Source organism: Pseudomonas marvdashtae, from assembly GCF_014268655.2.
Classification (GTDB): domain Bacteria; phylum Pseudomonadota; class Gammaproteobacteria; order Pseudomonadales; family Pseudomonadaceae; genus Aquipseudomonas; species Aquipseudomonas marvdashtae.
On sequence record NZ_JABWQX020000002.1, the window covers coordinates 332,501 to 356,051 of the forward strand.

Here is a 23,551-nt window from a genome sequence, read left to right on the forward strand (position 1 = left end):
ATGCGGTAGAGGAGCGTTCTGTAAGCCTGTGAAGGTGAGTTGAGAAGCTTGCTGGAGGTATCAGAAGTGCGAATGCTGACATGAGTAACGACAATGGGTGTGAAAAACACCCACGCCGAAAGACCAAGGTTTCCTGCGCAACGTTAATCGACGCAGGGTTAGTCGGTCCCTAAGGCGAGGCTGAAAAGCGTAGTCGATGGAAAACAGGTTAATATTCCTGTACTTCTGGTTATTGCGATGGAGGGACGGAGAAGGCTAGGCCAGCTTGGCGTTGGTTGTCCAAGTTTAAGGTGGTAGGCTGAGATCTTAGGTAAATCCGGGATCTCAAGGCCGAGAGCTGATGACGAGTTACCCTTTGGGTGACGAAGTGGTTGATGCCATGCTTCCAAGAAAAGCTTCTAAGCTTCAGGTAACCAGGAACCGTACCCCAAACCGACACAGGTGGTTGGGTAGAGAATACCAAGGCGCTTGAGAGAACTCGGGTGAAGGAACTAGGCAAAATGGCACCGTAACTTCGGGAGAAGGTGCGCCGGTGAGGGTGAAGCACTTGCTGCGTAAGCCCACGCCGGTCGAAGATACCAGGCCGCTGCGACTGTTTATTAAAAACACAGCACTCTGCAAACACGAAAGTGGACGTATAGGGTGTGACGCCTGCCCGGTGCCGGAAGGTTAATTGATGGGGTTAGCTAACGCGAAGCTCTTGATCGAAGCCCCGGTAAACGGCGGCCGTAACTATAACGGTCCTAAGGTAGCGAAATTCCTTGTCGGGTAAGTTCCGACCTGCACGAATGGCGTAACGATGGCGGCGCTGTCTCCACCCGAGACTCAGTGAAATTGAAATCGCTGTGAAGATGCAGTGTATCCGCGGCTAGACGGAAAGACCCCGTGAACCTTTACTATAGCTTTGCACTGGACTTTGAATTTGCTTGTGTAGGATAGGTGGGAGGCTTTGAAGCGTGGACGCCAGTTCGCGTGGAGCCAACCTTGAAATACCACCCTGGCAACTTTGAGGTTCTAACTCAGGTCCGTTATCCGGATCGAGGACAGTGTATGGTGGGTAGTTTGACTGGGGCGGTCTCCTCCTAAAGAGTAACGGAGGAGTACGAAGGTGCGCTCAGACCGGTCGGAAATCGGTCGTAGAGTATAAAGGCAAAAGCGCGCTTGACTGCGAGACAGACACGTCGAGCAGGTACGAAAGTAGGTCTTAGTGATCCGGTGGTTCTGTATGGAAGGGCCATCGCTCAACGGATAAAAGGTACTCCGGGGATAACAGGCTGATACCGCCCAAGAGTTCATATCGACGGCGGTGTTTGGCACCTCGATGTCGGCTCATCACATCCTGGGGCTGAAGCCGGTCCCAAGGGTATGGCTGTTCGCCATTTAAAGTGGTACGCGAGCTGGGTTTAGAACGTCGTGAGACAGTTCGGTCCCTATCTGCCGTGGACGTTTGAGATTTGAGAGGGGCTGCTCCTAGTACGAGAGGACCGGAGTGGACGAACCTCTGGTGTTCCGGTTGTCACGCCAGTGGCATTGCCGGGTAGCTATGTTCGGGAAAGATAACCGCTGAAAGCATCTAAGCGGGAAACTTGCCTCAAGATGAGATCTCACTGGGACCTTGAGTCCCCTGAAGGGCCGTCGAAGACTACGACGTTGATAGGCAGGGTGTGTAAGCGCTGTGAGGCGTTGAGCTAACCTGTACTAATTGCCCGTGAGGCTTGACCATATAACACCCAAGCAATTTGCTGATCCTGCCTGCAGGGCGCCAGATTGCGGTGTGTGAAGACGAAACGAACCGAAAGTTCGAATCTCACAAGAACACCGAAGCTATCACATACCCAATTTGCTGAAGCGAGGCCAGCCGGCCACGACTCGGTACCCGAATTTCTTGACGACCATAGAGCATTGGAACCACCTGATCCCATCCCGAACTCAGCAGTGAAACGATGCATCGCCGATGGTAGTGTGGGGTTTCCCCATGTGAGAGTAGGTCATCGTCAAGATTAAATTCCAAAACCCCTATCTGCTGATGCAGGTAGGGGTTTTGTTTTGCCCGCTATAAAAAGCTGTGAACGCTCATGATAAATTTGCACAGTTATTTTCGAGCTGGAGCACTAGAATAGCCCCAACTTAGTTGAGCCAGAGCGCTTTATGCCCGATCCGTCAGACATTGATAGGTTGTCAGATCTACCCCTGAGCGATCTGGTGGCGTGTCATGAGTGCGACCTGTTGATGTGCAAGCCTCAGTTGGCCTATGGCGAAAAAGCCGAATGCCCTCGGTGTGGATACGAGCTCTACGCTCACCGGCACAATGTCGTTGAGCGTAGCCTGGCCCTGGTGATCGCCGCTTTGCTGTTATTTGTGCCAGCGAACTTTTTACCCATCATGAAGCTCAATCTGCTCGGGCAGTCCTCCGAAGACACTGTTTGGAGTGGCGTGGTCGGTTTGTTTGATACCGGTATGCAGGGCGTGTCCGTCGTGGTGTTCCTGTGCAGCATGGCTATTCCGCTGCTCAAGTTGCTGTGCCAATTGATTGTCCTGCTGACTATTCGCTGGAATATCGGACGAAGCTACGGCCTGCTGTTGTATCGCATTTATCATCATTTAAGGGACTGGGGGATGCTCGAGGTTTATCTCATGGGCGTGCTGGTTGCTATCGTCAAGCTCGCAGACATGGCGGCGATTACCGTGGGGCTGGGCCTGGTGTGCTTTGTCAGTTTGTTGCTGGTTCAGGTCTGGCTGGAAGTGGTGATGTCACCCCATCAGATATGGCATGCGTTATCAGGAGAAGACGGCCATGCGAGCAATTGATGCGGGCATCCTGGTCTGTACCGAATGCCATGAATTGAATCGACAGGACGCAGACGCTGGCAAACAGACCTGTACCCGTTGCGGCGCACGAATCCACCCCCGTCGCCCCAACAGTCTCATGCGGACCTGGGCATTGTTGATCACCGCAGCGATTCTCTACATTCCTGCCAATATGCTGCCGATCATGACGATCAACTCGCTGGGCCAGGGAGCGCCAAGCACCATCATGGCCGGCGTGATCGAGTTGGTTCAGCACGGCATGATTCCCATCGCCGCAGTGGTGTTCGTCGCCAGTATCGTTGTACCCACCTTCAAGTTGGTGGGCATCGCCTTGTTGTTGTTTTCGGTGCAACGGCACCAACCCATGTCCGCGCGACAGCGCATCCTCATGTACCGCTTCATCGAGTTCATCGGCCGCTGGTCGATGCTGGATATTTTCGTAATCGCCATCTTGGTGGCAGTGGTGAATTTCGGGCGGCTCGCCAGTGTCGAAGCCGGTCTCGGCGCCATCGCTTTTGCCAGCGTAGTGATTTTGACAATGATTGCCGCAGTAACCTTCGATCCCCGACTGATTTGGGATAACACGGAGTCGGATGACGACCATGACTGATTTGCCTACTGCTAAAACCCGACCAGCTTCAAACTGGTCGGCCATCTGGGTACTGCCGCTGATTGCCTTGATCATCGGCGGATGGCTTGGTTGGCGGGCTTATAACGAGACCGGAATCGAGATCAACGTGCGTTTTGAAAGTGGCGAAGGCATTCAGGTCAGCAAGACTGAGGTCGTCTACAAAGGCATGACAGTCGGCAAGGTAAAAGCCCTCACGCTCGACGATGAAGGCAGCTCAAAGGGCGTCATCGCGACCATCGAAATGAACAAGGACGTCGAGCAATACCTCAAGACCGGAACGCGTTTCTGGCTGGTCAAGCCGAGCGTGACGCTGGCGGGGATCACTGGTTTGGAAACGCTGGTTTCAGGTAACTACGTTGCCATCAGCCCCGGCGAGGGTGAGTCGACCCGTAAATTCAAGGCGTTGGCTGAGGAGCCGCCCCTGTCGGACGCCAAGCCGGGCCTGCACTTGACGATCAAGGCAGATCGACTGGGCTCGCTGAACCGTGGTAGCCCGGTGTTCTATAAACAGATTCAGGTGGGCCAGGTGAAAAGCTACCTGTTGTCCGAGGATCAACGCACGGTGGAGATCAAGGTCTTCATTGAGCCCACCTACGCCAGCCTGGTCCGCAAACACACGCGGTTCTGGAATGCCAGCGGTATCAGCATCGATGCCAACCTCTCAGGCGTCAAAGTACGCAGCGAATCCCTGGCGAGTATCGTCGCGGGCGGTATTGCGTTCGCGACGCCGGAAAACCGCAAGGACAGTCCGCCTACGGACCCAAGCCTGCCGTTCCGCCTGTATGAGGATTTCGACGCTGCGGCTGCCGGGATTCGGGTCAAGGTCAAGCTCAGCGACTTCGAAGGATTGCAGGCCGGTCGTACGCCGGTGATGTACAAGGGCATCCAGGTCGGCAGCCTGAAAACCTTGAAAGTCGACCCGGACCTGTCCAGCGCCAGCGCCGAGCTGACTCTCGATCCGTTGGCCGAAGATTACCTGGTGGCGGGCGCCCAGTTCTGGGTGGTCAAGCCGTCGATTTCCCTGGCGGGTATCACTGGCCTCGAAGCGCTGGTCAAGGGCAACTACATTGCCGTACGCCCGGGCGACAAGGGCGGCGCGCCACAGCGCGAGTTCGAAGCCCGGGCGAAGGCGCCACCGCTGGATCTGCGCTCGCCCGGCCTGCACCTGGTCTTGTTGACTGAAAATCTCGGTTCGCTGGAGGTCGGCAGTCCGATCCTCTACAAGCAAGTCAAAGTCGGATCGGTCCAGAGCTACCAGTTTTCCCGCAAGAAGAAGCAACTGATCATTGGTGTGCACATCGAGAAGGAATACGAAGGGCTGGTAAACGGTTCGACGCGGTTCTGGAACGCAAGCGGCGTGACGCTCACGGGCGGTTTGACCGGTGGTATCCAGGTCAAGAGCGAATCTCTGCAAAGCCTGATGGCCGGGGGAATTGCCTTCGAAACGCCGGAGCCGAACGTACCGTTGAAACGGCGCATTCCACGGTTCCGCTTGCACGAGGATCGCGAAGCCGCGCAGCAGAAAGGGACGCTGGTGACGATCAAGGTTGATCGTGCCGATGGTTTGCGCAGCGGTACGCCGGTCCGTTTCAAAGGGCTGGACGTAGGCAAGATCGAGGACGTCGATCTCAGCGCCGATATGCAGTCGGTTTTGGTTACTGCGCGTATCACCGAAGTGCCGGAGCGTATTGCCCGTGTCGGTTCACTGTTCTGGGTGGTCAAGCCTGAGCTGGGCTTGATGAAAACATCCAACCTGGAAACCCTGGTGACCGGTCAATACATTGAGGTGCAGCCTGCGGTAAAGAACCTCGGGCCGCAGAAAAACTTCGTGGCCCTGGCCGAGCCGCCGCAAAGCGCAGTTCCCGAGGCTGGGTTGAGCCTGGTACTGAGCGCGGCCCGCCGCGGTTCGTTGAAGGTCGGCGTTCCGGTAACCTATCGTGAGATTGCCGTGGGCAAGGTCACGGGCTACGAGCTGGGGCAAACGGCAGACCGGGTATTGATCCATATCCTGATTGAGCCCAAGTACGCGCCGTTGGTGCGAGGTGGTACGCGGTTCTGGAATACCAGTGGGTTCGGCCTGGATTTTGGCCTGTTCAAAGGCGCGACGGTGCGAACCGAGTCGCTGGAGACGCTGATTCAGGGCGGTATCGCTTTTGCCACCCCGGATGGCGAGCGAATGGGCAGTCCGGCACGACCGCAGCAGACATTTGCGCTGTTCGATCAATTTGAGGATGAATGGCTGACCTGGGCGCCGAAGATCAAAATAAGCCAATAGGATTATTGGGCATAGCTCCCTCGCCCAAGGTTTCACCTGACCATGAAAAAGGCCGCGATCCATCAGGATCGCGGCCTTTTTCATTTCCGGCTATTTACCTCAAACAGGGTCCAGCTCCGGCTCGTCGGCCTGTACGTTCACCGTGGCTTTCACCGCATCGTGACGACGAATGTACTTCCAGTCCGCCTCGTCGATGTAGATGCCGTTCGGGCCGCTGCCGCCTTCCAGGTCGATGGCGACACTGGCGCAGACCTGTGGCTTCACACTGGCGAGGATCGGCACGAAGCCCAGTTGCAGGCTGGTTTCCAGCAGCGCCGCCTGGTTCTTCTCGTCGATGTCTGCCGCTTCGTCCAGGTAGTACGGCAGGCGCACGCGGCCGGCCTGTTCGCGATCCATCAGGTGCAGCAACAAATACATGTTGGTCAGCGCCTTGATGGTCATGGTGGTGCCGTTGGACGCCGCGCCGTCGATGTCGGTGTGAATGACCGGCTGGCCGTTGACCTTGGTGATCTCGAACGCCAGCTCGAAAAGGTCCTTCAAGCCGAGCTGGTTGTGGTTCGCCGCCACCAGCCGCGCCAGGTATTCCTTGGCTTCTTCGTTCTTGTTGTCCTGCTCGGCGCTCTGGCTGAGATCGAACACCGACAACGTCTCGCCTTCTTCGTACTGGCCGGCGCTGTGGATGATCTGGTCGATGTGCTTGAGCGCTTCCTTGTTCGGTGCCAGGACGATACGGAAGCTCTGCAGGTTGGACACCTGGCGCTTGTTGATCTCGCGGTTGAACAATGCCAGTTGATGCTCAAGGCTGTCGTAGTCGCTGCGGATGTTGCGCAGGGTCCGGGCGATGTCGGTGACCGCTGCACGGCGGGCCTTGCCCAGGGTCAAGGCTTCGTCGGTGCGGTGGGCATAGGCGTTGATCAGCAGTTGCAGACGTCGCTCCATGTCATCTTCGCTGTCGAACTTGGCCACGCCCTTGAGGCGCACCTGGGCGTACAGCGCTTCGATCTGGCCATCGACCCGCTGCAGGCCTTGCCAGCTGTCCTGGTAATCGTTGAGCAGCGGCAGCAAGTTATCCATTGAATCGTCGACCGGATCCATGAACGGCGTACCGAACGGCAGGTCCGCCGGCAGCAATTGGCGACGGCGCAGGGCGTCGTCGAGGGTGCGCTGCTTGGCTTCCATGTCTGCGATCTGCCGGCCCACCAGTTGCAACTTGGCGGACAATTGCTGGACGCGCTCAGTGAAGGCATCGCTAGAGCGCTTGAGTTCGTCCTGGGCGGCTTCCATCTGCGCCAGTTGCTCGAGCTTCTCGCCTTCCTCGGCGCTCAGGGTCTGGCTGCGACGGAAGTCTTCCAAGGCTTTCTGCGCATCGAGGACCTGCTGGTACAGCGCCTCGGTCTGGGTCTTGCTCGCGGCGCGGTCGGCGGCCACGGCTTGCTGGGTCTTGAGCTGCTTGAGCTCTTTTTCCAGGCGCTCTTTCTGGTCACGCAGCGCGGCACGGTCGGCCAGGGCTTGCAGGGCCGGCGGCTCGATGTGGGACAGGTCGATGGACAGTCCTGGCACTTCGAAGCGCTCGCCCTTGAAGCCGTCGAGGATCAGTTCCATGGATTTGACCCACTCGCCGTTCTCGTCCAGCGCGATGCCGTGTTCGCCCAGCGGCAGGCTGAACAGGGCGCTGTTGAACAAGCGCATCAGGCGCTCGACATCCTGCTGCGAGAACTCTTCCCGCAGGCGCGCGTAGCTGTTGTTGTCGGCGTGATCGAGTTGCTGCTTGACCGATTTCAGGCGTTTTTCCAGGTCCCGCAGGCGCTCTTCCAAGTCTTCGGCGCTGAACTGCCGGGACTGGGCCAGGGCACCGGCCAGTTCGTCGTGGGCGTCCTTGGCGGCGAGCAGTTGTTGCTCCAGGACCTTGACGTCATCCACCAGGGCGAAGCGGTTCTTGAGTACCGACAGCTCGCCGAGCCAACGCTGGATACCACTGATTTCCCGCTCCAGGCGCATCAGCTCCTGAGTGCCACCGCGCTGGTCGTTCTGCAGCGAATCCTGCTCGTTGCGGTAGTGTTCGGCCTGGATAGTCAGCTCTTCCTTGCGCGCACTGGCGTAATCCGACCAAGTGCCCAGCAGCGAGTCGAGCAACGGCGAGAGACGATGCAACTTGCCCCGCAGGATATCGCGCTGGGCCACGCCATTGGCCAAGGCTTCCACCAACGGGCCGGCGGCCACCAGGGAGTTGTAGTCCTGCTCCATGCGTCGTACGTCGCGGAAGGCTTCTTCGCACGCGGCGATGTAATCCACGCTGCCGGAACGCAGGCTGTGTTCGAACGCGTCGAGGAACAGCTGCTTGAGCTTGGCCGCGGTGATTTCGCGCATGTGCAGCAGGTTGATGAACAGCGCGCGGAAGGTCTTGAGGCTTTGCTCGCTGGTGGAACGCAGCGGGATCAGCGTCAGGTCCAAGGGGATCGAGGTGTGGCCACCCACCAGCAGGCGTCGCAGTTCATCCGGCTTGAGCTCGTAGGCTTTCAGACCTTCGCGCTCCAGATTGGTGAACAGCTCTTTCTGGCGCAGGCAGGTGTCGTCTTTCTGGTAGTGGGCCAGGTCCAGCTTGCCGGCATAGGCAAAGAACTGGTGACCGAAACCGCCGCCGGGGCCGCGACCGACCACGCCAATCACGTGCGGGCCATGAGGCAGGGCGACCTCCACGAGGATGTAGCTGGTGTCCGAGGCAAAGTAGAAACGCCGCGATTGTTCCAGGCTGTATTTACCGAAGCTCATGTCCGACATGCGCGCCAGGATCGGGAACTGCAAGGCGTTGATCGAGGCGGATTTACCGAGGTTGTTCGCGCCATATACCGACAGCGGTTCTTCCAGCGGGAACAAGCCGAGGCTGTAGCCGGCCGTGTTCAAAAGGGCAAAGCGGCGGATGCCGTAGCGTTCCTTGCTCATGCGTCGGTCTCCTGTTCTTCGGCAACGGCCCGGGCCAGTGCGTCTTCTTCGCTTTCACCTTCGAATTCGCTGAGGTCCAACGGATCATCGGTCTGCAGCAGTTTTTCGTCGCTGTCTTCGTCGATCAATACCGGCGCGGGCAACGGCAGCACGCTGTGCAGGCTGGCGGCCAGGTCGCGGTCCTGCTGGACCGACAGGCAGACATCGAGGAAGCGATGCATCGGCGGCAGGAAGCGGTACACGCCGTTGTCTTCGCTGGCAAAACCCAGTTGAGTCATGCGCCGCATGATTTTTTCTTCCAGTTCTTCCTGGGTCTGTACTTCGGCCTGGAGAAACAAGTCGCGGTATTTTTCCAGCAACGAAGGCAGCTCGTCGCGCCCGAGGCTGCCACCGTCGAGCACGGCGATCGGGTCGCGGCCCTGGTCGGCCAAGTGCTCAACGAGGATGAAAGTGAACAGGGCCAGGCGCTGGGCGGTCTTGTTCACCGCGGCGGCGGCCAGGTCCGGCACGAAGTAGTAGAAGCCACGGGTGTCGCACACCAGCTCGAAGCCCAGGGCCTTGAACAGCGTGCGGTACTGGTCTTGGCAGTTCGACAATTGCGCGTACAGCTCCGGGTCGCGGCGGCTGACGTGATAGCCCTTGAACAGCTCGCGGAAGATCGGCGCCAGCTGGGACAGTTCGGATAGATCAAGATGCATGGGGGATGCTCGCAGAATCCTCGGCGGCGGTGTCGCCGGCCGAGAGCAGGGCGAAGGAGCGCAGGCTGACCTGATGCTCGTGAGTGTGGTATTCGCGGCGTTCCAGACGCTCGCGCTTGAAGCGTTTTTCCCGCGACAGGCGCGAGAACCAGTACAGCAATTCGTCGGTGGCGCCGTCCGGTTCCTGCTCCAGCAGCCAGGTCATCAAGTCCGGCATCGGCAGGGCGTCTTCGCAGCGCTCGACCATCTCGCGCACGGTACGCGGCGCACGCGGTGCTTCACCACCCTTGTGGGTCTTGTGGGACTTGGGGAAACGCGCCGGTTTCGGTTCGAAACGGGCCAGGGCATAGACGTAGGCTTCGACCTGGCTGGCGCTGCCCAGGAAGGTGCTTTGCGGCCGGGTGAACAGCGGCATGGCAGCTTGCGGCACGGCGTCGATGCCTTTGCGGCGAATGGCTGCCAGGGCCAGCGCCGCGCCGCGGGTCACGGCGTTGTGGCGGCGAGCTTCTTCACGCAACGGCAGGAGCAGTTCACGGGCATGGCGCAGGGTCAACTGGGCGCTGGTCTGCATCTCCAGGATGCGCGCGTGGGTGCGCAGCAACATGTCGTCGTCCACCAGGTGGCCGAGGCGCTGCTGTTCGGTGAGCATGCGTAACAGCACATTCTCGACCCTGCGCACGCCCTGCTCGAACGCGCCGTCGGCGTTCACCAGCTGGATCATCGGCTCGACGTATTCGTCCCAGGTCGCCAGCACTTCAGCGTAGCGCTGGCGCAGCGGGATCTGCCGGTCGCTGGTCTTGGCCCGTTCGGCGACGGCTACCAAGGCCTGTTCATCGTTGGCGAGCTTCTTGAGCACGTCGCGCACGCGCATGTCCAGCAGGCGCAACTGGCGGGCCAGGTCATTGCCGTCGCGCACGTCGAAAGCGTCCTGGATGTAACCGGCCAGGCGTTCGAGGTGGCGCAGGTAGGCTTCGATTTCCAGGCACAGGCCCAGGCGATGTTCGCGGCGCAGGTAGGCGAGGAAGTCATGGATCTGGGCATTGAGCTCGAAACGGTTCGGGCTTTTCGCCACCGGTACGAGGATGTCCAGGCGGATCCATACGTCCAGCAGGCTGGTGATGTCCTGGGGCGTGCTGTCCAGTTGTTGGGCGGCCAGTTGTGAACGCAGTTCGTTGAGGCTCAGGGTGCCCTGGTCGAAGTGCTCGCACAAAGGTTCCAGCAATGCCCAGTGTTCAGCGAGGGCGCGCAAGACGCGCTTGGGTTCGATCATCGCAATGGCCGTCGGGTTGGCAATTAAAAGCCGCGATTGTACTGCATCGGACCGGTTGCGATTCACCCCTGAGACGGACTGTCGTTGCGTATTGATCAACTAATGAAGCCAACGGGGCAGCGATCCGCGCCGAAGGGCGGTAGAATCCCCTCACTTTCAGTTATCCACAAGTGGCCGACCCTTGCTTATCGAGTCCCGTCGCCGCGCCTATCTGACCGCCATGCAGGTGGTCAACTGGCTGCCGCGTACCGAATTGCCGTTCGCCGCCCCGTCGCGGCCCGAGCTGCTGGAATCGCCAGAACCGGTGGAGATCGAGCCGGTGCAGGTGATGCCGGTCGCCAAGACCGCTGCGCAACCGGTGGCGCCCGCCGTCGAGCGGCCGAAGGTCGAAGTCCCGCGCCCGAGCCTGGCTTCGACCCGCACCAATGCCAAACCGGCGGAAGAGGTTGTCGAGGCGCCGCCCAAGGCACCCTACGTCGCCCCGCCGCGTTTTGCCCTGCAACTGCTGCGTGCCGGGCGTTGCCTGTTGTTGGTGGAGTTACCCACAGGCGATCCGTTCCAGAGCCGCGACCCAGCTTACTTGCTGCTCAAGGACATGCTCCGCGCCGCCGGCCTGCCGGACAGCCCGCAAATTATCGGCGAGCCGGTGCGTTGGCCGCTGCTGTCACGCGGCACGATGGACCAAGGGCCCGAGGCCGCTCGAGACTTCGTCCAGGGCTTCGTTTCGGCGCGTCTCGAAGACGAGCCTTGCGTGTGCCTCTGGTTGGTTGGCCTGCCGGCGGTGAAATTTGCTGGCGAGGCGGATGCCGAGGCGTTCAATCGTGAATTGCAGGTCGAAGGCCTGGGCTCGGCCTGGGCATTGCCTGGGCTGGAACTGTTAATGGAAGCGCCACAGCGCAAGGCTGATGTCTGGCAAGCCATGCGCCGGCTGATGGCGCGCTGGAAAGAATCGAATGAGTGACGCTGTATCGTTCCGCCCGATGACCGAGGCGGACCTCGACGCTGTACTGAAAATCGAATACGCGGCCTACAGCCACCCCTGGACCCGGGGGATATTTCTCGATGGATTGGGCAAATACCAGATCTGGCTGATGTTCGAAGGCCAGCAGCAAGTGGGTCATGGCGTAGTGCAGATCATTCTGGATGAAGCCCATCTACTCAATATTACCGTCAAGCCGGAGAACCAGGGTCGCGGGCTCGGCTTGCGGCTGTTGGAGCATCTGATGTCGATTGCCTATGAGGCTAAGGCTCGTGAATGCTTCCTGGAAGTGCGTGACAGCAATCGCACCGCGTTCCGGTTGTACGAACGTTATGGCTTCAATGAGATCGGACGGCGGCGTGACTACTATCCGGCGGTGGGAGGCCGCGAGGACGCGGTGGTCATGGCTTGCACTTTGGTCGACTGACGGTTTTCTCGTTGACCGGCCTGTCGCTATCGCGAGCAAACTCGCGATAGCGACAACACTCCATCAGGACCGACCCCGGTTACGGCTTCCATCCAACGGATCGATATCGGCCATTTCCGCTTCGTCCAAGCCATCGCCTCCGCCTATATCGTTTTCGTCGACGATGCTCAGATCCCAATCGGCCTGTTCGTCGTCGCCGGCTTCATTGGCGTCCCGAGAGCCGTCGTCGCGGATCAGCGTTTCGGGGCTCATATCATCTTCGGTTGGCTGGCGGTCATCCATCGAAGCACCGGTCATGCCCGCTTCGCGGACACGTTCTTCCGGCATCAATTGCTCACGTTCGTCCGCTGGCAATTCGTCGCCGATTTTCGCGCCGGGTTCATCGTCGAAGTCCAACTCATGCATCGAGCCCATGCGATCTTCATTGTCATCGATGGGCTCCGGTTGCGTCGCATCGAAGGGACGTCGTGAATCATTCATGGCAATTCCTCATACTGTGGGCCTTACTAAGAGTCGACCGGCAGCGGGGCCAGGAATTCCAATGCATCGCCAACGTGACCTCGACCGACGGTCGTCTGTCACAGTTGCGCACTCTCTATCGAGGCTGGACAGCATGAATGAATTACAAGATCTGATTGATAACAACGGGCGCTGGGCCGATGCGATCAAGCAGGAGGATCCTGACTTCTTCGCCAAGCTGGCTCGTCAGCAGACCCCTGAGTATTTGTGGATTGGCTGTTCCGATGCGCGGGTGCCGGCCAACGAGATCGTCGGCATGTTGCCGGGCGATCTGTTCGTGCACCGCAACGTCGCCAACGTGGTGCTGCACACTGACTTGAACTGCCTTTCGGTCATTCAGTACGCGGTGGATGTGCTCAAGGTCAAACATATCCTGGTTACCGGCCATTATGGCTGCGGCGGCGTGCGTGCCTCGATGCAGGACCGCCAGTTGGGACTGATCGACGGCTGGCTGCGCTCGATTCGCGACTTGTACTACGAACATCGCGACGCATTGGCCAAGTTGCCAACCGAAGAAGAGCGCGTAGACCGCCTGTGCGAACTCAATGTGATCCAGCAAGTGGCCAACGTCGGCCACACCAGTATTGTGCAGAACGCCTGGCACCGTGGGCAGAAGTTATCGATCCATGGCTGCATCTACGGCATCAAGGATGGACGCTGGAAGAGCCTGGACACCACGATCAGTGGCTTCGAGCAATTGCCGCCGCAGTATCGGTTGCGCCCAGTAGACGCGCCTTGAGCCCAGTGCTTCAGTTGCGATGACAGCGACGACGCCAGTGCCGCAGGAACTCCATTCCTTGCTCGTTGGGCGGTTCGTCATAGCCGGTGATCCAGCCGTGACAGTTGGACGAACCGCACCGGCAGGCGAACTGCCGATACAGCTTCTGTTCGGTACTGGCGTAGTCCATCGTCAGGCAGTCGCCTTCGCGGATCTCGGTCAGGGACCACAACCACAGTTCGCTCATGTCCAGGAAGACATTCGGATTGCATGAATGCAGCAGCAGTCCGGCGAAGTAGGGGTCGTACATATGGACATTGGGCAGGAGCTGCAGGGTATGCAGGCGTGGGCGGCCCACCAGCACTCCTGAGACCCTGCACATTCGCGTCATGGGGGTGAACTGCTTGCGTGCGACGATCCCATTGCCGCGTCCGTCTTTCGTCCGATGCACGTCAAAATCGCGCGCAGAGGGATAGCCCAGGCGGGTGCTGAGTTGTGTTTCCGGGTAGAGGCAGTCCCGGTTCTGTGGGCTGGCGCCACCAGCAGTCAACTTGGTCATGACAGTCCCTGTCGGTGCTAAACACTCGACGTTCAGAGCTGGCGTCCTGCCAGCGGTCGTTGGAAACCCTGATAGCTTCCTCCAAACCCAGCAGCGCATCTACTGTCGACTCTGACAGGCGTCAAAGGTGTTTTCCCGTGTGAGCGCAGGCTTACACGGGAGGGTCTATCAGGTTTACACCGCTTCGGCAGGCAACGGCATGGGTACCTTCAGTTGTTGGAGTTGCGACTTGACCGGAGGCGTTGCGCACTTTTTCGCTGCGTCATCCGGGGACAGTTTGCGAATCGAGGTGTAGAACAATTCACAGGTCTGCTCTTTCTGCGTGACCTGCCACGTCTGCGTGCATTGATTCAGCTGCTGGGTAGGATCAGTGTTCGGTTTACTGCCCATCCCGGCTTGCCAGCAAGCAGCAGTCAGGTCCTGGCCCATGACTTTCAGGCCTGCGGCATCTGCCTTGGCTTGGTCGCCGTCATAGCTCTCAGGATCGGCGGCATACCAGATATAGCTCGGATGGTTGGAGCCCAACACGGGAACCTTGACCCCCCCGGTCGGTGTAATGGTCGCCAGGCCAAGGACGTTCACTGTCTGGCCATATTGGGTCTTGATCCAGTCCCGAACGGGCGCGCCGAAGGCCACCATTGGCAACGCGGCGCCGCTTGCGGTTTGGGTGACCTGCGTGACCATGGTGGTCTGGTAATCGTTAAAATAACTGTAGAGCCCTGCAAGCGTGCTGCCGGCATTGGACGGCGCCGCGATGGGCGCAATGTCGATGATGGTCTGGTACGCGGGGGTCTGGTCAGCAGCGATACCGTTGACGGTCAGCAGCGTGGCCCAGCGATCGGTGGTGGCTGACTCCAGGTAATCCTGGGCCTGGGTCAGGGAGTAGTCCGGTGGGAAGTGCAGCAACTCTACGCTCTTGCGGTTCTCCAGAGCCATGCCCAACGGCAGGAACAGGTACCAGTCATAGGCCCATTTTTTATCATTGTTGAGTTTCGTGGCACCGTCATAAGCAAGGTCGCCGGCCTTGAGCAGCGCAGTCAAAGGTTGCCCATAGCTCTTAGGCACGCCGCTGATATTGGCATAGACCGTGTCGTTGTCGCGTTTGACGCTGACCTTGGCCTCGTCGTAGCCGTCGCGCTGCACACTTTGCGTCAGGTAATGCTCAACGGTCTGTTCCAGTGTCCAGTCGCGAAAGCAGATGACGTTGCAGTTGTTGGGATAAGCGAAGAGACGGGTGACGCGCTCGGTGCTGCCGAGGTTTACATCGATGTCAGCGGCTTGGGCGTTAGCGCTCAAGATCAGGGCGGCAAGTGGAAGTGCTGCGAGTTTGAACATGCTCAGATCCTTTTCAGCGTGTGGACCCCTCGAAACAGGGTGTATCCATACTGAAACAGACCGAGCCGAAGGAGAAGTGGGCCGAAGGAAATTCCGGCCCTTTTTTATGGCTTTATGGCATCACCGGCGGCAAATAGGTCAGCGTTGTACCCAGCGCCCATAACAGCGCCAACACCAGCGGTGTGTGCACGAGCAGTTGCACGAAGGAAAAACCGATCAGATCCCGTGCCTTCAATCCCAGCACGCCTAACAGCGGCAGCATATAGAACGGATTGATCAGGTTCGGCAACGCTTCGGCGGCGTTGTAGATCTGCACGGCCCAGCCCAAGTGGTAGTTGAGATCGTTGGCCACCTGCATGACGTAGGGCGCTTCGATGATCCACTTTCCGCCGCCGGAAGGAATGAAAAAGCCCAGCACGGCGGAGTAGACGCCCATCAGCAAGGCGTAGGTGTCATGAGACGCGATCTGTACGAAAAAGGTCGAGATGTGGTGGGCGAGCGTCTGGGCATCGCTGCCCTTGACCGTGGTCAGCAGCGCGGCGATCGAGCCGTACAGCGGAAACTGAATCAACACGCCTGTGGTGGTTGGCACTGCGCGGGCTACCGCATCGAGAAAGCTGCGTGGTCGCCAGTGAAGCAGGGCTCCGAGCATGATGAACAGGAAGTTATAAGTGTTGAGCCCGGAAATGGCACTGATCGCAGGCTTGGTCGAAAACTCATGGAACAGCCAGCCGGCGGCCAGCAGCACCAGCGCAATGGTCAGCAATGGGCTGTGCTCCAGCCATTCTCCCGGACGCGTGCGAGGCTGCAACGCCGGCATGCTGAAACTCGGGTCGATGCCGCAGGCGGCGGCGTCACGGGCGCTGTTCGGACCGGGAGCCGTGGCGTAGGCGACGATCAACGAAATCACGATCAGCGCCAGCAGCATCACCCCGGATTGCCAGAGAAAAATCGTCTGGGTAAAAGGAATGACGCCGGTGATCGACAGGATCGAGGGCGGCAGGCTCGCTGGGTTGGCCTGCAGTTGCGCGGCCGATGACGACAACCCCAGCGCCCAGACCGCGCCCAGGCCCAGATAAGCGGCAGCGCCGGCGGCGCGATAGTCCATTTTCAGATCGGTGCGACGGGCCAGGGCTCGTACCAGCAGGCCGCCGAAAACCAGCGACAGGCCCCAGTTGAGCAATGACGCGACCATCGAGATCAGCGCCACCCACGCCACGGCACTGCGGCCGTTTTTGGGGATGCGTGCCAGGCGGTCGATCAGCTTGACGGCCGGTGGCGAGCTGGCGACTACGTAACCGCCAATCACCACGAAGGCCATTTGCATGGTGAACGGGATCAGGCTCCAGAAGCCGTCGCCGAAGGCCATGGCCGCCGCGGTAGGTTTGGCGCCGATGAACAGCGTCGCCACCGCGACCACCAGCACCGCCAGCGCGGCGAAGACCCAGGAGTCGGGAAACCAGCGCTCGGCAAAATTCGAACAGCGCAGCGCGAAGCGGGCGGAACGGCTGTCTTCAATGTCAGTGGTCACGGCAATCACCTCGGTTTTTATGGTTATAGGTATCTGGACCGACGAAGCCTCTACGGTCAGGTGCCAACAGTAGAACAATCCAATGACCGTAGAAGGCTGGTTGGCGTTCGAGGGCGAGCTGATTATTTTTCAGACCGACCAGTGGCACTCTTTAGAAAGAATTTGCCGGGCCGATGCCAAGGGAATACATAAAAAATTCTCCTGTCTGTCGGAGCATCTCCATGTTCAACAATCGCCTGAAGCAGGAGCTGCTCGCTCTTCGCCAAGAACTCTCCAGTCTCATGCAAGTAAAAGAGAGCCTGGATCGTGAAATGCTCGGCCTAACCCTTGATGCGGAAGGGCGGGTGCAGTCAGTCAATCAGAACTTTCTCGACGACATGCACTACAAGAGCCAAGACTTGATTGGCCGGTCCGTCGAGGATCTGGTGCCGGCTTACCTGAGGTCCAATGAGTTCCAGATTCGCTTCAAGACCGCGCTGACCCGTGGCGAGCACTTCTCGGGCGCCGTGCGCCTGACGCGAGGCGACGGCAAGGAGGCCTGGTTGCGCTCGATCCTCCAGCCGGTACGCAACGCCGAGGGGCGAATTCGTTATTTCTCGATGTACTCCAATGATCTGACGCGAACCATCGAGAATTCCCGCGAACACGAAAACCTCATCGGCGCGCTGGTGCGCTCAACGGCGGTGATCGAGTTCGATCTGGGCGGCCATGTACTGACGGCCAATGATCGCTTCCTCAACGCCATGGGTTACAGCCTTGCGCAAATCAAGGGCAAGCACCACCGCACGTTTTGCGAGCCAGAGGAATACAACAGCCCGGCCTACCAGCATTTCTGGAAGCGTCTGAACAGCGGCGAGTTCGTGGCTGGCCGCTTCAAGCGCATCGACGCCAGCGGTCGCGAAGTGTGGTTGGAAGCCTCCTACAACCCGGTGGTCGATGCCAACGATCGGCTTTATAAAGTGGTCAAGTTCGCCACCAACATCACCGATCAGGTCAATCAAGAGAAAGCCGTCGCCGAAGCAGCCAACATCGCCTACAGCACCTCGCTGCAAACTGACAATTGTGCCCAGCGCGGGACGACCGTCGTGACCCAGGCGGTGGATGTGATGCGCGACCTGGCCCGGCACATGCAGACCGCCGGCGAGGGTATCGAGGCGCTGAACGAGCAATCCCTGGTGATCGGGACCATCGTCAAGACTATCAGTGGCATCGCCGAACAGACCAACCTGCTGGCGCTCAACGCAGCCATCGAAGCGGCCCGGGCGGGCGAGCAGGGCAGAGGCTTCGCGGTAGTGGCCGATGAAGTACGGCAACTGGCGTCGCGTACCAGTCAGGCAACTGACGAGATTGTTGGCGTGGTCCGTCAGAACCAGGACATGGCCCGCAACGCCGTGGCGCTGATGACCGACGGCCAACACCAGGCAGAACAGGGCCTGGCCCTGGCTGCCGAGGCGGGAACGGTAATCGTCGAGATTCAGGACGGAGCGAAAAAAGTCGTGGATGCGGTCAGCCAGTTTGCCAATCAGTTGTCGACCTGAAAGAACTGAGCGAGCTGCCGCTATCGTGAGCAGCTCGCTCTAACACATTGCTCCGGCGGTAGAGCGCTCAATCTCCCAGCGCTTGTCCTTCTCGTCGCGGATCCGCTCCGCCAGCCAATGACGTTTTCCCCTGCGCATCACGCACCCGGACAATCGCCTGGGTGCCGCTGGTCATGTCAATTTCGCTCACGGTGTGACCTTGTTCCTTCAGCGCCTGGATCAGCGTTGGGCTGAATTGGCCTTGCTCCAATTCGGTTGCGCCATTGCGGCTACCAAAATTGGGCAGGTTGATCGCTGTTTGCGGATCGAGATTCCAGTCCAGCAAGCCGATTACGGATTTGGCGACGTATTCGATGATCTGCGAGCCGCCTGGGGAGCCGACCGCGGCCAGCCATTCGCCGTTCTGGCGGTCGAAAATCAGCGTCGGCGCCATGGATGAGCGCGGACGTTTACCCGGCTCGACGCGGTTGGCGACTTTCTGCCCGTTTTCCTCGGGTATGAACGAGAAATCCGTCATCTGGTTATTGAGCATGAAACCCTGGACCATCAAGTGCGAGCCAAATGCCGACTCCACGGTGGTGGTCATCGACACGGCACCGCCCAGGTCATCCACTGCAACCACTTGCGAAGTGGAAATACGCAGGGGTGAGCGGTCGGGCGCGAAGGCCATCTGGATGCCCGGCGGTGTCCCGGGCTTGGCGATGCCCATGCTGCGCGGGCCGATCAGGCTCGCGCGGCTGGCCAGATAGTCCGGGTCGACCAAGCCCTTGACCGGCACAGGAACGAAATCCGAATCGGCGACGTATTGGGCTCGGTCGGCGTAAGCCAGGCGTTCCGCCTCGGCGATCAGGTGCACCGCTTTCGGCTGGGGCTCGATGCCAGCGGGCCGGTCAGACTTGAGTGGCTTCAGCGCGGCGAGGGCGGTACGGCTGTCGCGCTGTTCGAGTTTCTCCAGGATCCCGAGGATTTGCGCGACGGCAATGCCGCCCGACGAAGGCGGCGCCATTCCACAGACTTGCCAGCGCTTGTAGTCGGTGCACAACGGCGCGCGCTCGCGGGCGGTGTAAGCCTTGAGGTCGTTCAACGACAGGCTGCCGGGATTGGCGTGGCCGCGCACCTTCGCGACCATCTCTTCGGCGATGGGCCCTTCATACAGCGCTTTGGCGCCTTCGCTGGCAATACGCTTGAGGACGCCCGCCAAGGCCGGATTTTTCAGCAGCGTGCCAACCGCTTTCGGGCTGCTATCGGCATTCAGGAAGTAGGCGGCCATGTCTGGCGAGCCGGGCAAGGAGGCGTCGGCGGCGATCATCGAGTGCAATCGGGAAGAAATCCTGAAGCCCTGTTCCGCAAGTGCAATCGCCGGCTCGAACAGCGTCGCCCATTCGAGGCGACCATGCTTGCGATGGGCCAGCTCCAGCGCACGCAACACGCCCGGCGTGCCGACCGAACGACCACCGATCTGTGCAGCACTGAACGGCATGGGCTTGCCGTCGGCTTGCAGGAAGAGGTCTTCGCGGGCGCCGGCCGGTGCCGTTTCGCGACCGTCATAGGTGCGCACCGCCTTACCGTCCCACAATACGATGAACGCGCCGCCGCCAATGCCGGAAGACTGCGGTTCCACCAGCGTCAGCACCGCCTGCATCGCAATCGCTGCGTCGATGGCCGAGCCTCCACGCCGCAACATCTCTCGTCCGGCCTCGGCCGCCAAGGGATTGGCCGCAGCCGCCATGTGTCTGTCGGCATGGCGAGTCTGCAGATCGGTGCGGTAGCCGGAAGCGATTTCCGGCGCGCTGGGTAATGCGGGCGTGGTTGTGGAAGAGGGCGGTGCCTTACAGGCGACGAGGGTCAGGGCGACAGCCAACAGCGAAACGGCTGACAGGCGTTGAAGATTTGGTCTGAGGTCCGAAAGCACGTGTCGCTCCATCCGTGGGCCAGGGATATTGAGAACGACTGTAGCGATGCGAGACGTAGGGTGCAAATCAGCCGGGGTAGGGCAGTACAGGAGCGTCAGGCATTCTGCGCCTGGAGAAATATCGAAAACAGCTCGGACTGGGACTTGATCCCCAATTTGCTGTACATGTGTTTCTTATGGACTTTCACGGTTTCGACAGAAATTTCCAGCTTGCGGGCGATTTCCTTACTGGAGCAGCCACTGAGCATCAAGCGCCCGACATCCAGCTCCCGCGCCGTCAATTGCGCACCTTTGAGTTGCTGCACTGACGCTTCCAGCTGCACGCGCCAGTCGATTTGCGGCGGTGCTGGGGCGAGGGACACCACTTCGTTTATTTCGTAAGGCAGGCGTTGGCGCAACAGGCCGAGCACCCAGGGCTGGATCAGCGACAGCAGGGCGATCTGCTGGCCGCTGAACCGCTGCTTGCTGCCCAACGACAGGCATAACGTGCGGTCGCCTTCGAGTTGGCAATTGAATTGGATTTCATCGGACACCACGTTCAAACGAAAATAACGCTGGTAATACTCGGTCAATTCGAAATGTTCCGGTGCCACTTCCGACAGGCGATACAGCCCGGTGCGCGACTGCTCGCGACAGGCAATGTAGAACGGATCGAGCAGGTACAACCCACGCAGATAATCCTGAAAAAGCTGATCGGGACTGCCGTCCTCGCCTGGGCATTCGGCGAACACTTGCGGATGCTGATCGGCACTGAAAAGCAGCGCCACCCAACTGTCGAACGGCACGTACTGGTCGAGCAAACGTACCAGTTGCGTCCAGAAGTTGGGCTTGTCCAAGGCGTCGATCAATTGCCCGACCGAGCGGTGCCACGCGATGTCGTCGAATGAAAGTGTCATGCCTCTACCCCCATCGGGTTACCCCAGCGGCGTGATTTCCCGGCTGTTGGCTTGCTGCGCATACTGGCGCACAGACACCGACCGGGCAATCTTTCTGCAGCCAGGTCTAGAACAAGGAATACCATGAGAGTCGAACTTGCCCAGTTAGCGGGCCGTGATAACGACACGGCTTACAACCTCGAACGCGCGCTTCAGGCGATGGCCGCCTGTGCTGCCGATACGCAGCTGATTGTATTTCCCGAAACCCACCTGATGGGCTTTCCGTCGATCGAGACGGTGGCCGAAACCGCCGAACCGCTGGACGGTCCGACCGTCAGCGCGGTGATTGCTGCGGCCCGGGAACATGACGTCGCCGTGGTGATCGGCGTGGCCGAGAACGACCGCGGCCATTTCTACAACACCACGTTGCTGATCACACCCCGAGGCATTGCCCTGAAATATCGCAAGACGCACCTCTGGGCGTCGGATCGCGGCGTGTTCGAGGCCGGCGACCGTTACGCCACGTGTGAGTGGAAGGGTGTGCGGGTCGGCCTGCTGATCTGCTACGACATCGAATTCCCCGAAACCGCCCGAGCCCTGGCGCAACTAGGCGCCGAGCTGCTGATCGTCACCAACGGCAACATGGACCCTTACGGCCCGACGCACCGTACCGCGATCATGGCCCGCGCTCAGGAAAACCAGGCGTTTGCATTGATGGTCAACCGGGTGGAACAGGGCGATGGCGGACTGGTGTTTGCAGGCGGCAGTGCGTTGGTCGACCCGCTAGGCACTTTGTTATTCGAGGCCGGGCGTGAGGAGGGGCAGTTTGCGGTGGAGCTGGACTTGCAACAGCTGGCGGCCGCCCGGCGTGATTATCGGTACCTGGATGACCAGCGGCTGAAGATCCCGGGGGAGATTGTCGAGCGTGCGGGTGGATTGCGGGAGCTGCTGATTCCTTTGCATTGATCCAGGGCCCGTGTTGCAAGGGCTGAAGTTATCGCAAGCAACTCAACGCTGTTCACCTAAAAACCAGAACAACAACGTAACACCCGAAATTTGCGCCGACCTCGGCTCTGCCATAAATCTAATAATTCGGAGTAGTCGCTCATGGCTCGTTTGCAACGCACCCTGTCATTGGGGTCGGTGGTGCTGTTCGGCATCGCTTATATGACACCGATCATTGTCCTCGGCACGTTCGGCATCCTCGCTCAATCCACTTCGGGCATGGTTCCCGCCGCTTACCTGGCGGCACTGGTGGCGATGTTTTTCACCGCGATGAGCTATGGCCGAATGGCCGCGGCGTTCCCCGTCGCCGGCTCGGCCTACAGCTACGTGCGCAAGGCGATCAGCCCGAAACTCGGGTTTATCGCCGGTTGGGCGGTGTTGCTCGATTATCTGTTCTTGCCCATGGCGATCTGGCTGATCGGCGCGGCCTACCTCCATTCCGCATTCCCGGCCGTACCGCAGTGGCTCTGGGTGCTGCTGTTCATCGGCATCACGAGCGGGATCAATATTGTCGGCCTGAAACTGGCCAACGGCATCAACGCGTTATTGATGCTGGTGCAGTTCCTGGTGCTGATTGCCTTCGTTGCGCTGTGCGTTCATTACGTCGCTGGCGATGCGAGCACGCCGTTGTGGTCGATCAAGCCGTTCTTCAATGGTGACATGCAGATGCCGCTGATCATGAGTGGTGCAGCCATCGCCTGTTATTCATTCCTCGGGTTCGATGCGGTCAGCACCTTGACCGAAGAAACCCGCGACCCGCGCCGTACGATCCCGCGAGCGATCATGCTGATTACTCTGATTGGCGGATCGATCTTCGTCAGCGTGTCGTACTTCGTGCAGATCGCGCATCCATCGTTCCAGTTCGACAGCGTCGACGCGGCGGCCTATGAAATTGCCCGCAATATCGGTGGCGACCTGTTCGTGTCGTTCTTCCTGATCGGCCTGATCGTTGGCCAGTTCGCGTCGGGGCTGTCGGCCCAGGCCAGCGGCTCGCGGCTGCTGTTCGCCATGGGGCGCGATGGGGTACTGCCCAAATCATTTTTCGGCACCCTGCATGAGCGCTTTGGTACGCCGATCAACAGCATTCTATTGTGCGCCGTGGTCGCGTTGCTGGCGCTGAAACTGGACGTCACCACCTCAACCTCGTTCATCAACTTCGGCGCATTCCTGGCGTTCAGTCTGGTGAACCTGTCGGTGATCTTTCACTACTGGATCGGCGCAAAGAACAGAGGGCCGCGTGAATTCGTGCTGTTCCTGATATTCCCGTTTATCGGTCTGGCCGCGGATGTGTGGCTAATGGTCAGCCTCGATCACCTGGCGATCTATCTCGGCCTGAGCTGGTTGGCGATTGGCGTGGTGTATCTGGCGGTACTGACGGGCGGCTTCCAGCGCCAGCCACCGGAGATGGATTTCCAGGAAACTACATGAATCCCACTGCGCCCTGTTGGAACAGGCGGTGCTAAGGAGGAGAGAAAGGAGAACAGCCAGAAACAAGAAAGCCCGCACGAGGCGGGCTTCTTGAGGTGATTCA

At 59.6% G+C, this 23,551-nt stretch carries 17 protein-coding genes, 2 rRNA genes and 2 pseudogenes (1 of these 21 only partly in view); 12 read left to right on the forward strand and 9 right to left on the reverse strand.

Going from position 1 to position 23,551, the window contains the following annotated elements:
• The 5 genes from HU742_RS21280 to HU742_RS21300 form a co-directional block, all read left to right on the forward strand.
• Positions 1–1,723: ribosomal RNA gene (locus HU742_RS21280) — 23S ribosomal RNA — on the forward strand (it extends 1,169 nt beyond the left edge of the window).
• Positions 1,724–1,884: 161 nt separating this feature from the next.
• A 5S ribosomal RNA gene (rrf, locus tag HU742_RS21285) occupies positions 1,885–2,000 on the forward strand.
• Between the two features lie 148 nt (positions 2,001–2,148).
• A complete protein-coding gene (locus HU742_RS21290; RefSeq protein WP_186634474.1) occupies positions 2,149–2,808 on the forward strand; it encodes a paraquat-inducible protein A in 660 nt (219 codons plus the stop codon).
• Positions 2,795–3,418, forward strand: a complete 624-nt coding sequence (locus HU742_RS21295) for a paraquat-inducible protein A (protein ID WP_186635459.1) — start codon at positions 2,795–2,797, stop codon at positions 3,416–3,418. Before HU742_RS21290 ends, HU742_RS21295 begins: the two co-directional genes overlap by 14 nt.
• Positions 3,411–5,714, forward strand: a complete 2,304-nt coding sequence (locus HU742_RS21300) for a PqiB family protein (protein ID WP_186643991.1) — start codon at positions 3,411–3,413, stop codon at positions 5,712–5,714. Before HU742_RS21295 ends, HU742_RS21300 begins: the two co-directional genes overlap by 8 nt.
• Positions 5,715–5,813: 99 nt before the next feature.
• On the opposite strand, the gene mksF is transcribed toward HU742_RS21300, so the two are convergent.
• From mksF to mksB, 3 genes are read right to left on the reverse strand one after another with little or no spacing between them, the layout of a single operon-like run.
• Positions 5,814–8,654: an Mks condensin complex protein MksF gene (gene mksF / locus HU742_RS21305; protein WP_186643992.1), complete on the reverse strand. Its 2,841-nt coding sequence runs from the start codon at positions 8,652–8,654 to the stop codon at positions 5,814–5,816.
• The gene (gene mksE / locus HU742_RS21310) at positions 8,651–9,352 is read right to left on the reverse strand and encodes an Mks condensin complex protein MksE (protein WP_186643993.1); all 702 of its coding nucleotides are present in this window, start codon (positions 9,350–9,352) and stop codon (positions 8,651–8,653) included. Before mksE ends, mksF begins: the two co-directional genes overlap by 4 nt.
• The gene (mksB, locus tag HU742_RS21315) at positions 9,342–10,622 is read right to left on the reverse strand and encodes an Mks condensin complex protein MksB (RefSeq protein ID WP_186643994.1); all 1,281 of its coding nucleotides are present in this window, start codon (positions 10,620–10,622) and stop codon (positions 9,342–9,344) included. Before mksB ends, mksE begins: the two co-directional genes overlap by 11 nt.
• A 220-nt stretch (positions 10,623–10,842) precedes the next feature.
• On the opposite strand from mksB, the gene HU742_RS21320 reads away from it, so the two are divergent.
• Positions 10,843–11,583: an energy transducer TonB gene (locus tag HU742_RS21320; protein WP_186644231.1), complete on the forward strand. Its 741-nt coding sequence runs from the start codon at positions 10,843–10,845 to the stop codon at positions 11,581–11,583.
• Positions 11,576–12,028, forward strand: coding sequence for a ribosomal protein S18-alanine N-acetyltransferase (gene rimI, locus HU742_RS21325; protein ID WP_186612453.1), 453 nt, complete (start codon positions 11,576–11,578; stop codon positions 12,026–12,028). Before HU742_RS21320 ends, rimI begins: the two co-directional genes overlap by 8 nt.
• 63 nt (positions 12,029–12,091) lie before the next feature.
• Here rimI and HU742_RS21330 read toward each other — a convergent pair whose 3' ends face one another.
• Positions 12,092–12,508, reverse strand: coding sequence for a serine kinase/phosphatase (locus tag HU742_RS21330; RefSeq protein ID WP_186612451.1), 417 nt, complete (start codon positions 12,506–12,508; stop codon positions 12,092–12,094).
• Between the two features lie 133 nt (positions 12,509–12,641).
• On the opposite strand from HU742_RS21330, the gene can reads away from it, so the two are divergent.
• A complete protein-coding gene (gene can, locus HU742_RS21335; protein ID WP_186643995.1) occupies positions 12,642–13,286 on the forward strand; it encodes a carbonate dehydratase in 645 nt (214 codons plus the stop codon).
• A 10-nt stretch (positions 13,287–13,296) separates the two neighbouring features.
• On the opposite strand, the gene HU742_RS21340 is transcribed toward can, so the two are convergent.
• From HU742_RS21340 to HU742_RS21350, 3 genes are all read right to left on the reverse strand, one after another.
• Entirely contained in the window at positions 13,297–13,824 is a 528-nt protein-coding gene (locus tag HU742_RS21340; protein WP_186643997.1) for an SET domain-containing protein, read from the reverse strand.
• A gap of 174 nt (positions 13,825–13,998) precedes the next feature.
• Complete coding sequence (locus HU742_RS21345) at positions 13,999–15,159, reverse strand: hypothetical protein (RefSeq protein ID WP_186643999.1); 1,161 nt, start codon at positions 15,157–15,159, stop codon at positions 13,999–14,001.
• Positions 15,160–15,271: 112 nt separating this feature from the next.
• Complete coding sequence (locus tag HU742_RS21350; protein ID WP_186644001.1) at positions 15,272–16,690, reverse strand: short-chain fatty acid transporter; 1,419 nt, start codon at positions 16,688–16,690, stop codon at positions 15,272–15,274.
• Between the two features lie 311 nt (positions 16,691–17,001).
• On the opposite strand from HU742_RS21350, the pseudogene HU742_RS27140 reads away from it, so the two are divergent.
• Together HU742_RS27140 and HU742_RS27145 are read left to right on the forward strand one after the other, a co-directional pair.
• Positions 17,002–17,688: pseudogene (locus HU742_RS27140) on the forward strand (PAS domain-containing protein); the annotation flags it as partial.
• Between the two features lie 108 nt (positions 17,689–17,796).
• A pseudogene (locus tag HU742_RS27145) lies at positions 17,797–18,228 on the forward strand (methyl-accepting chemotaxis protein); the annotation flags it as partial.
• A 67-nt stretch (positions 18,229–18,295) separates the two neighbouring features.
• Here HU742_RS27145 and ggt read toward each other — a convergent pair.
• A complete protein-coding gene (gene ggt / locus HU742_RS21360) occupies positions 18,296–20,140 on the reverse strand; it encodes a gamma-glutamyltransferase (RefSeq protein ID WP_367616111.1) in 1,845 nt (614 codons plus the stop codon).
• Positions 20,141–20,235: 95 nt separating this feature from the next.
• Positions 20,236–21,036: a helix-turn-helix transcriptional regulator gene (locus HU742_RS21365; protein WP_186634507.1), complete on the reverse strand. Its 801-nt coding sequence runs from the start codon at positions 21,034–21,036 to the stop codon at positions 20,236–20,238.
• Positions 21,037–21,159: 123 nt separating this feature from the next.
• On the opposite strand from HU742_RS21365, the gene HU742_RS21370 reads away from it, so the two are divergent.
• Together HU742_RS21370 and HU742_RS21375 are read left to right on the forward strand one after the other, a co-directional pair.
• Positions 21,160–21,981, forward strand: a complete 822-nt coding sequence (locus HU742_RS21370) for a carbon-nitrogen hydrolase family protein (RefSeq protein WP_186644005.1) — start codon at positions 21,160–21,162, stop codon at positions 21,979–21,981.
• A 141-nt stretch (positions 21,982–22,122) separates the two neighbouring features.
• Positions 22,123–23,448: an APC family permease gene (locus HU742_RS21375; protein WP_186644007.1), complete on the forward strand. Its 1,326-nt coding sequence runs from the start codon at positions 22,123–22,125 to the stop codon at positions 23,446–23,448.
• Positions 23,449–23,551 lie beyond the last annotated feature (103 nt).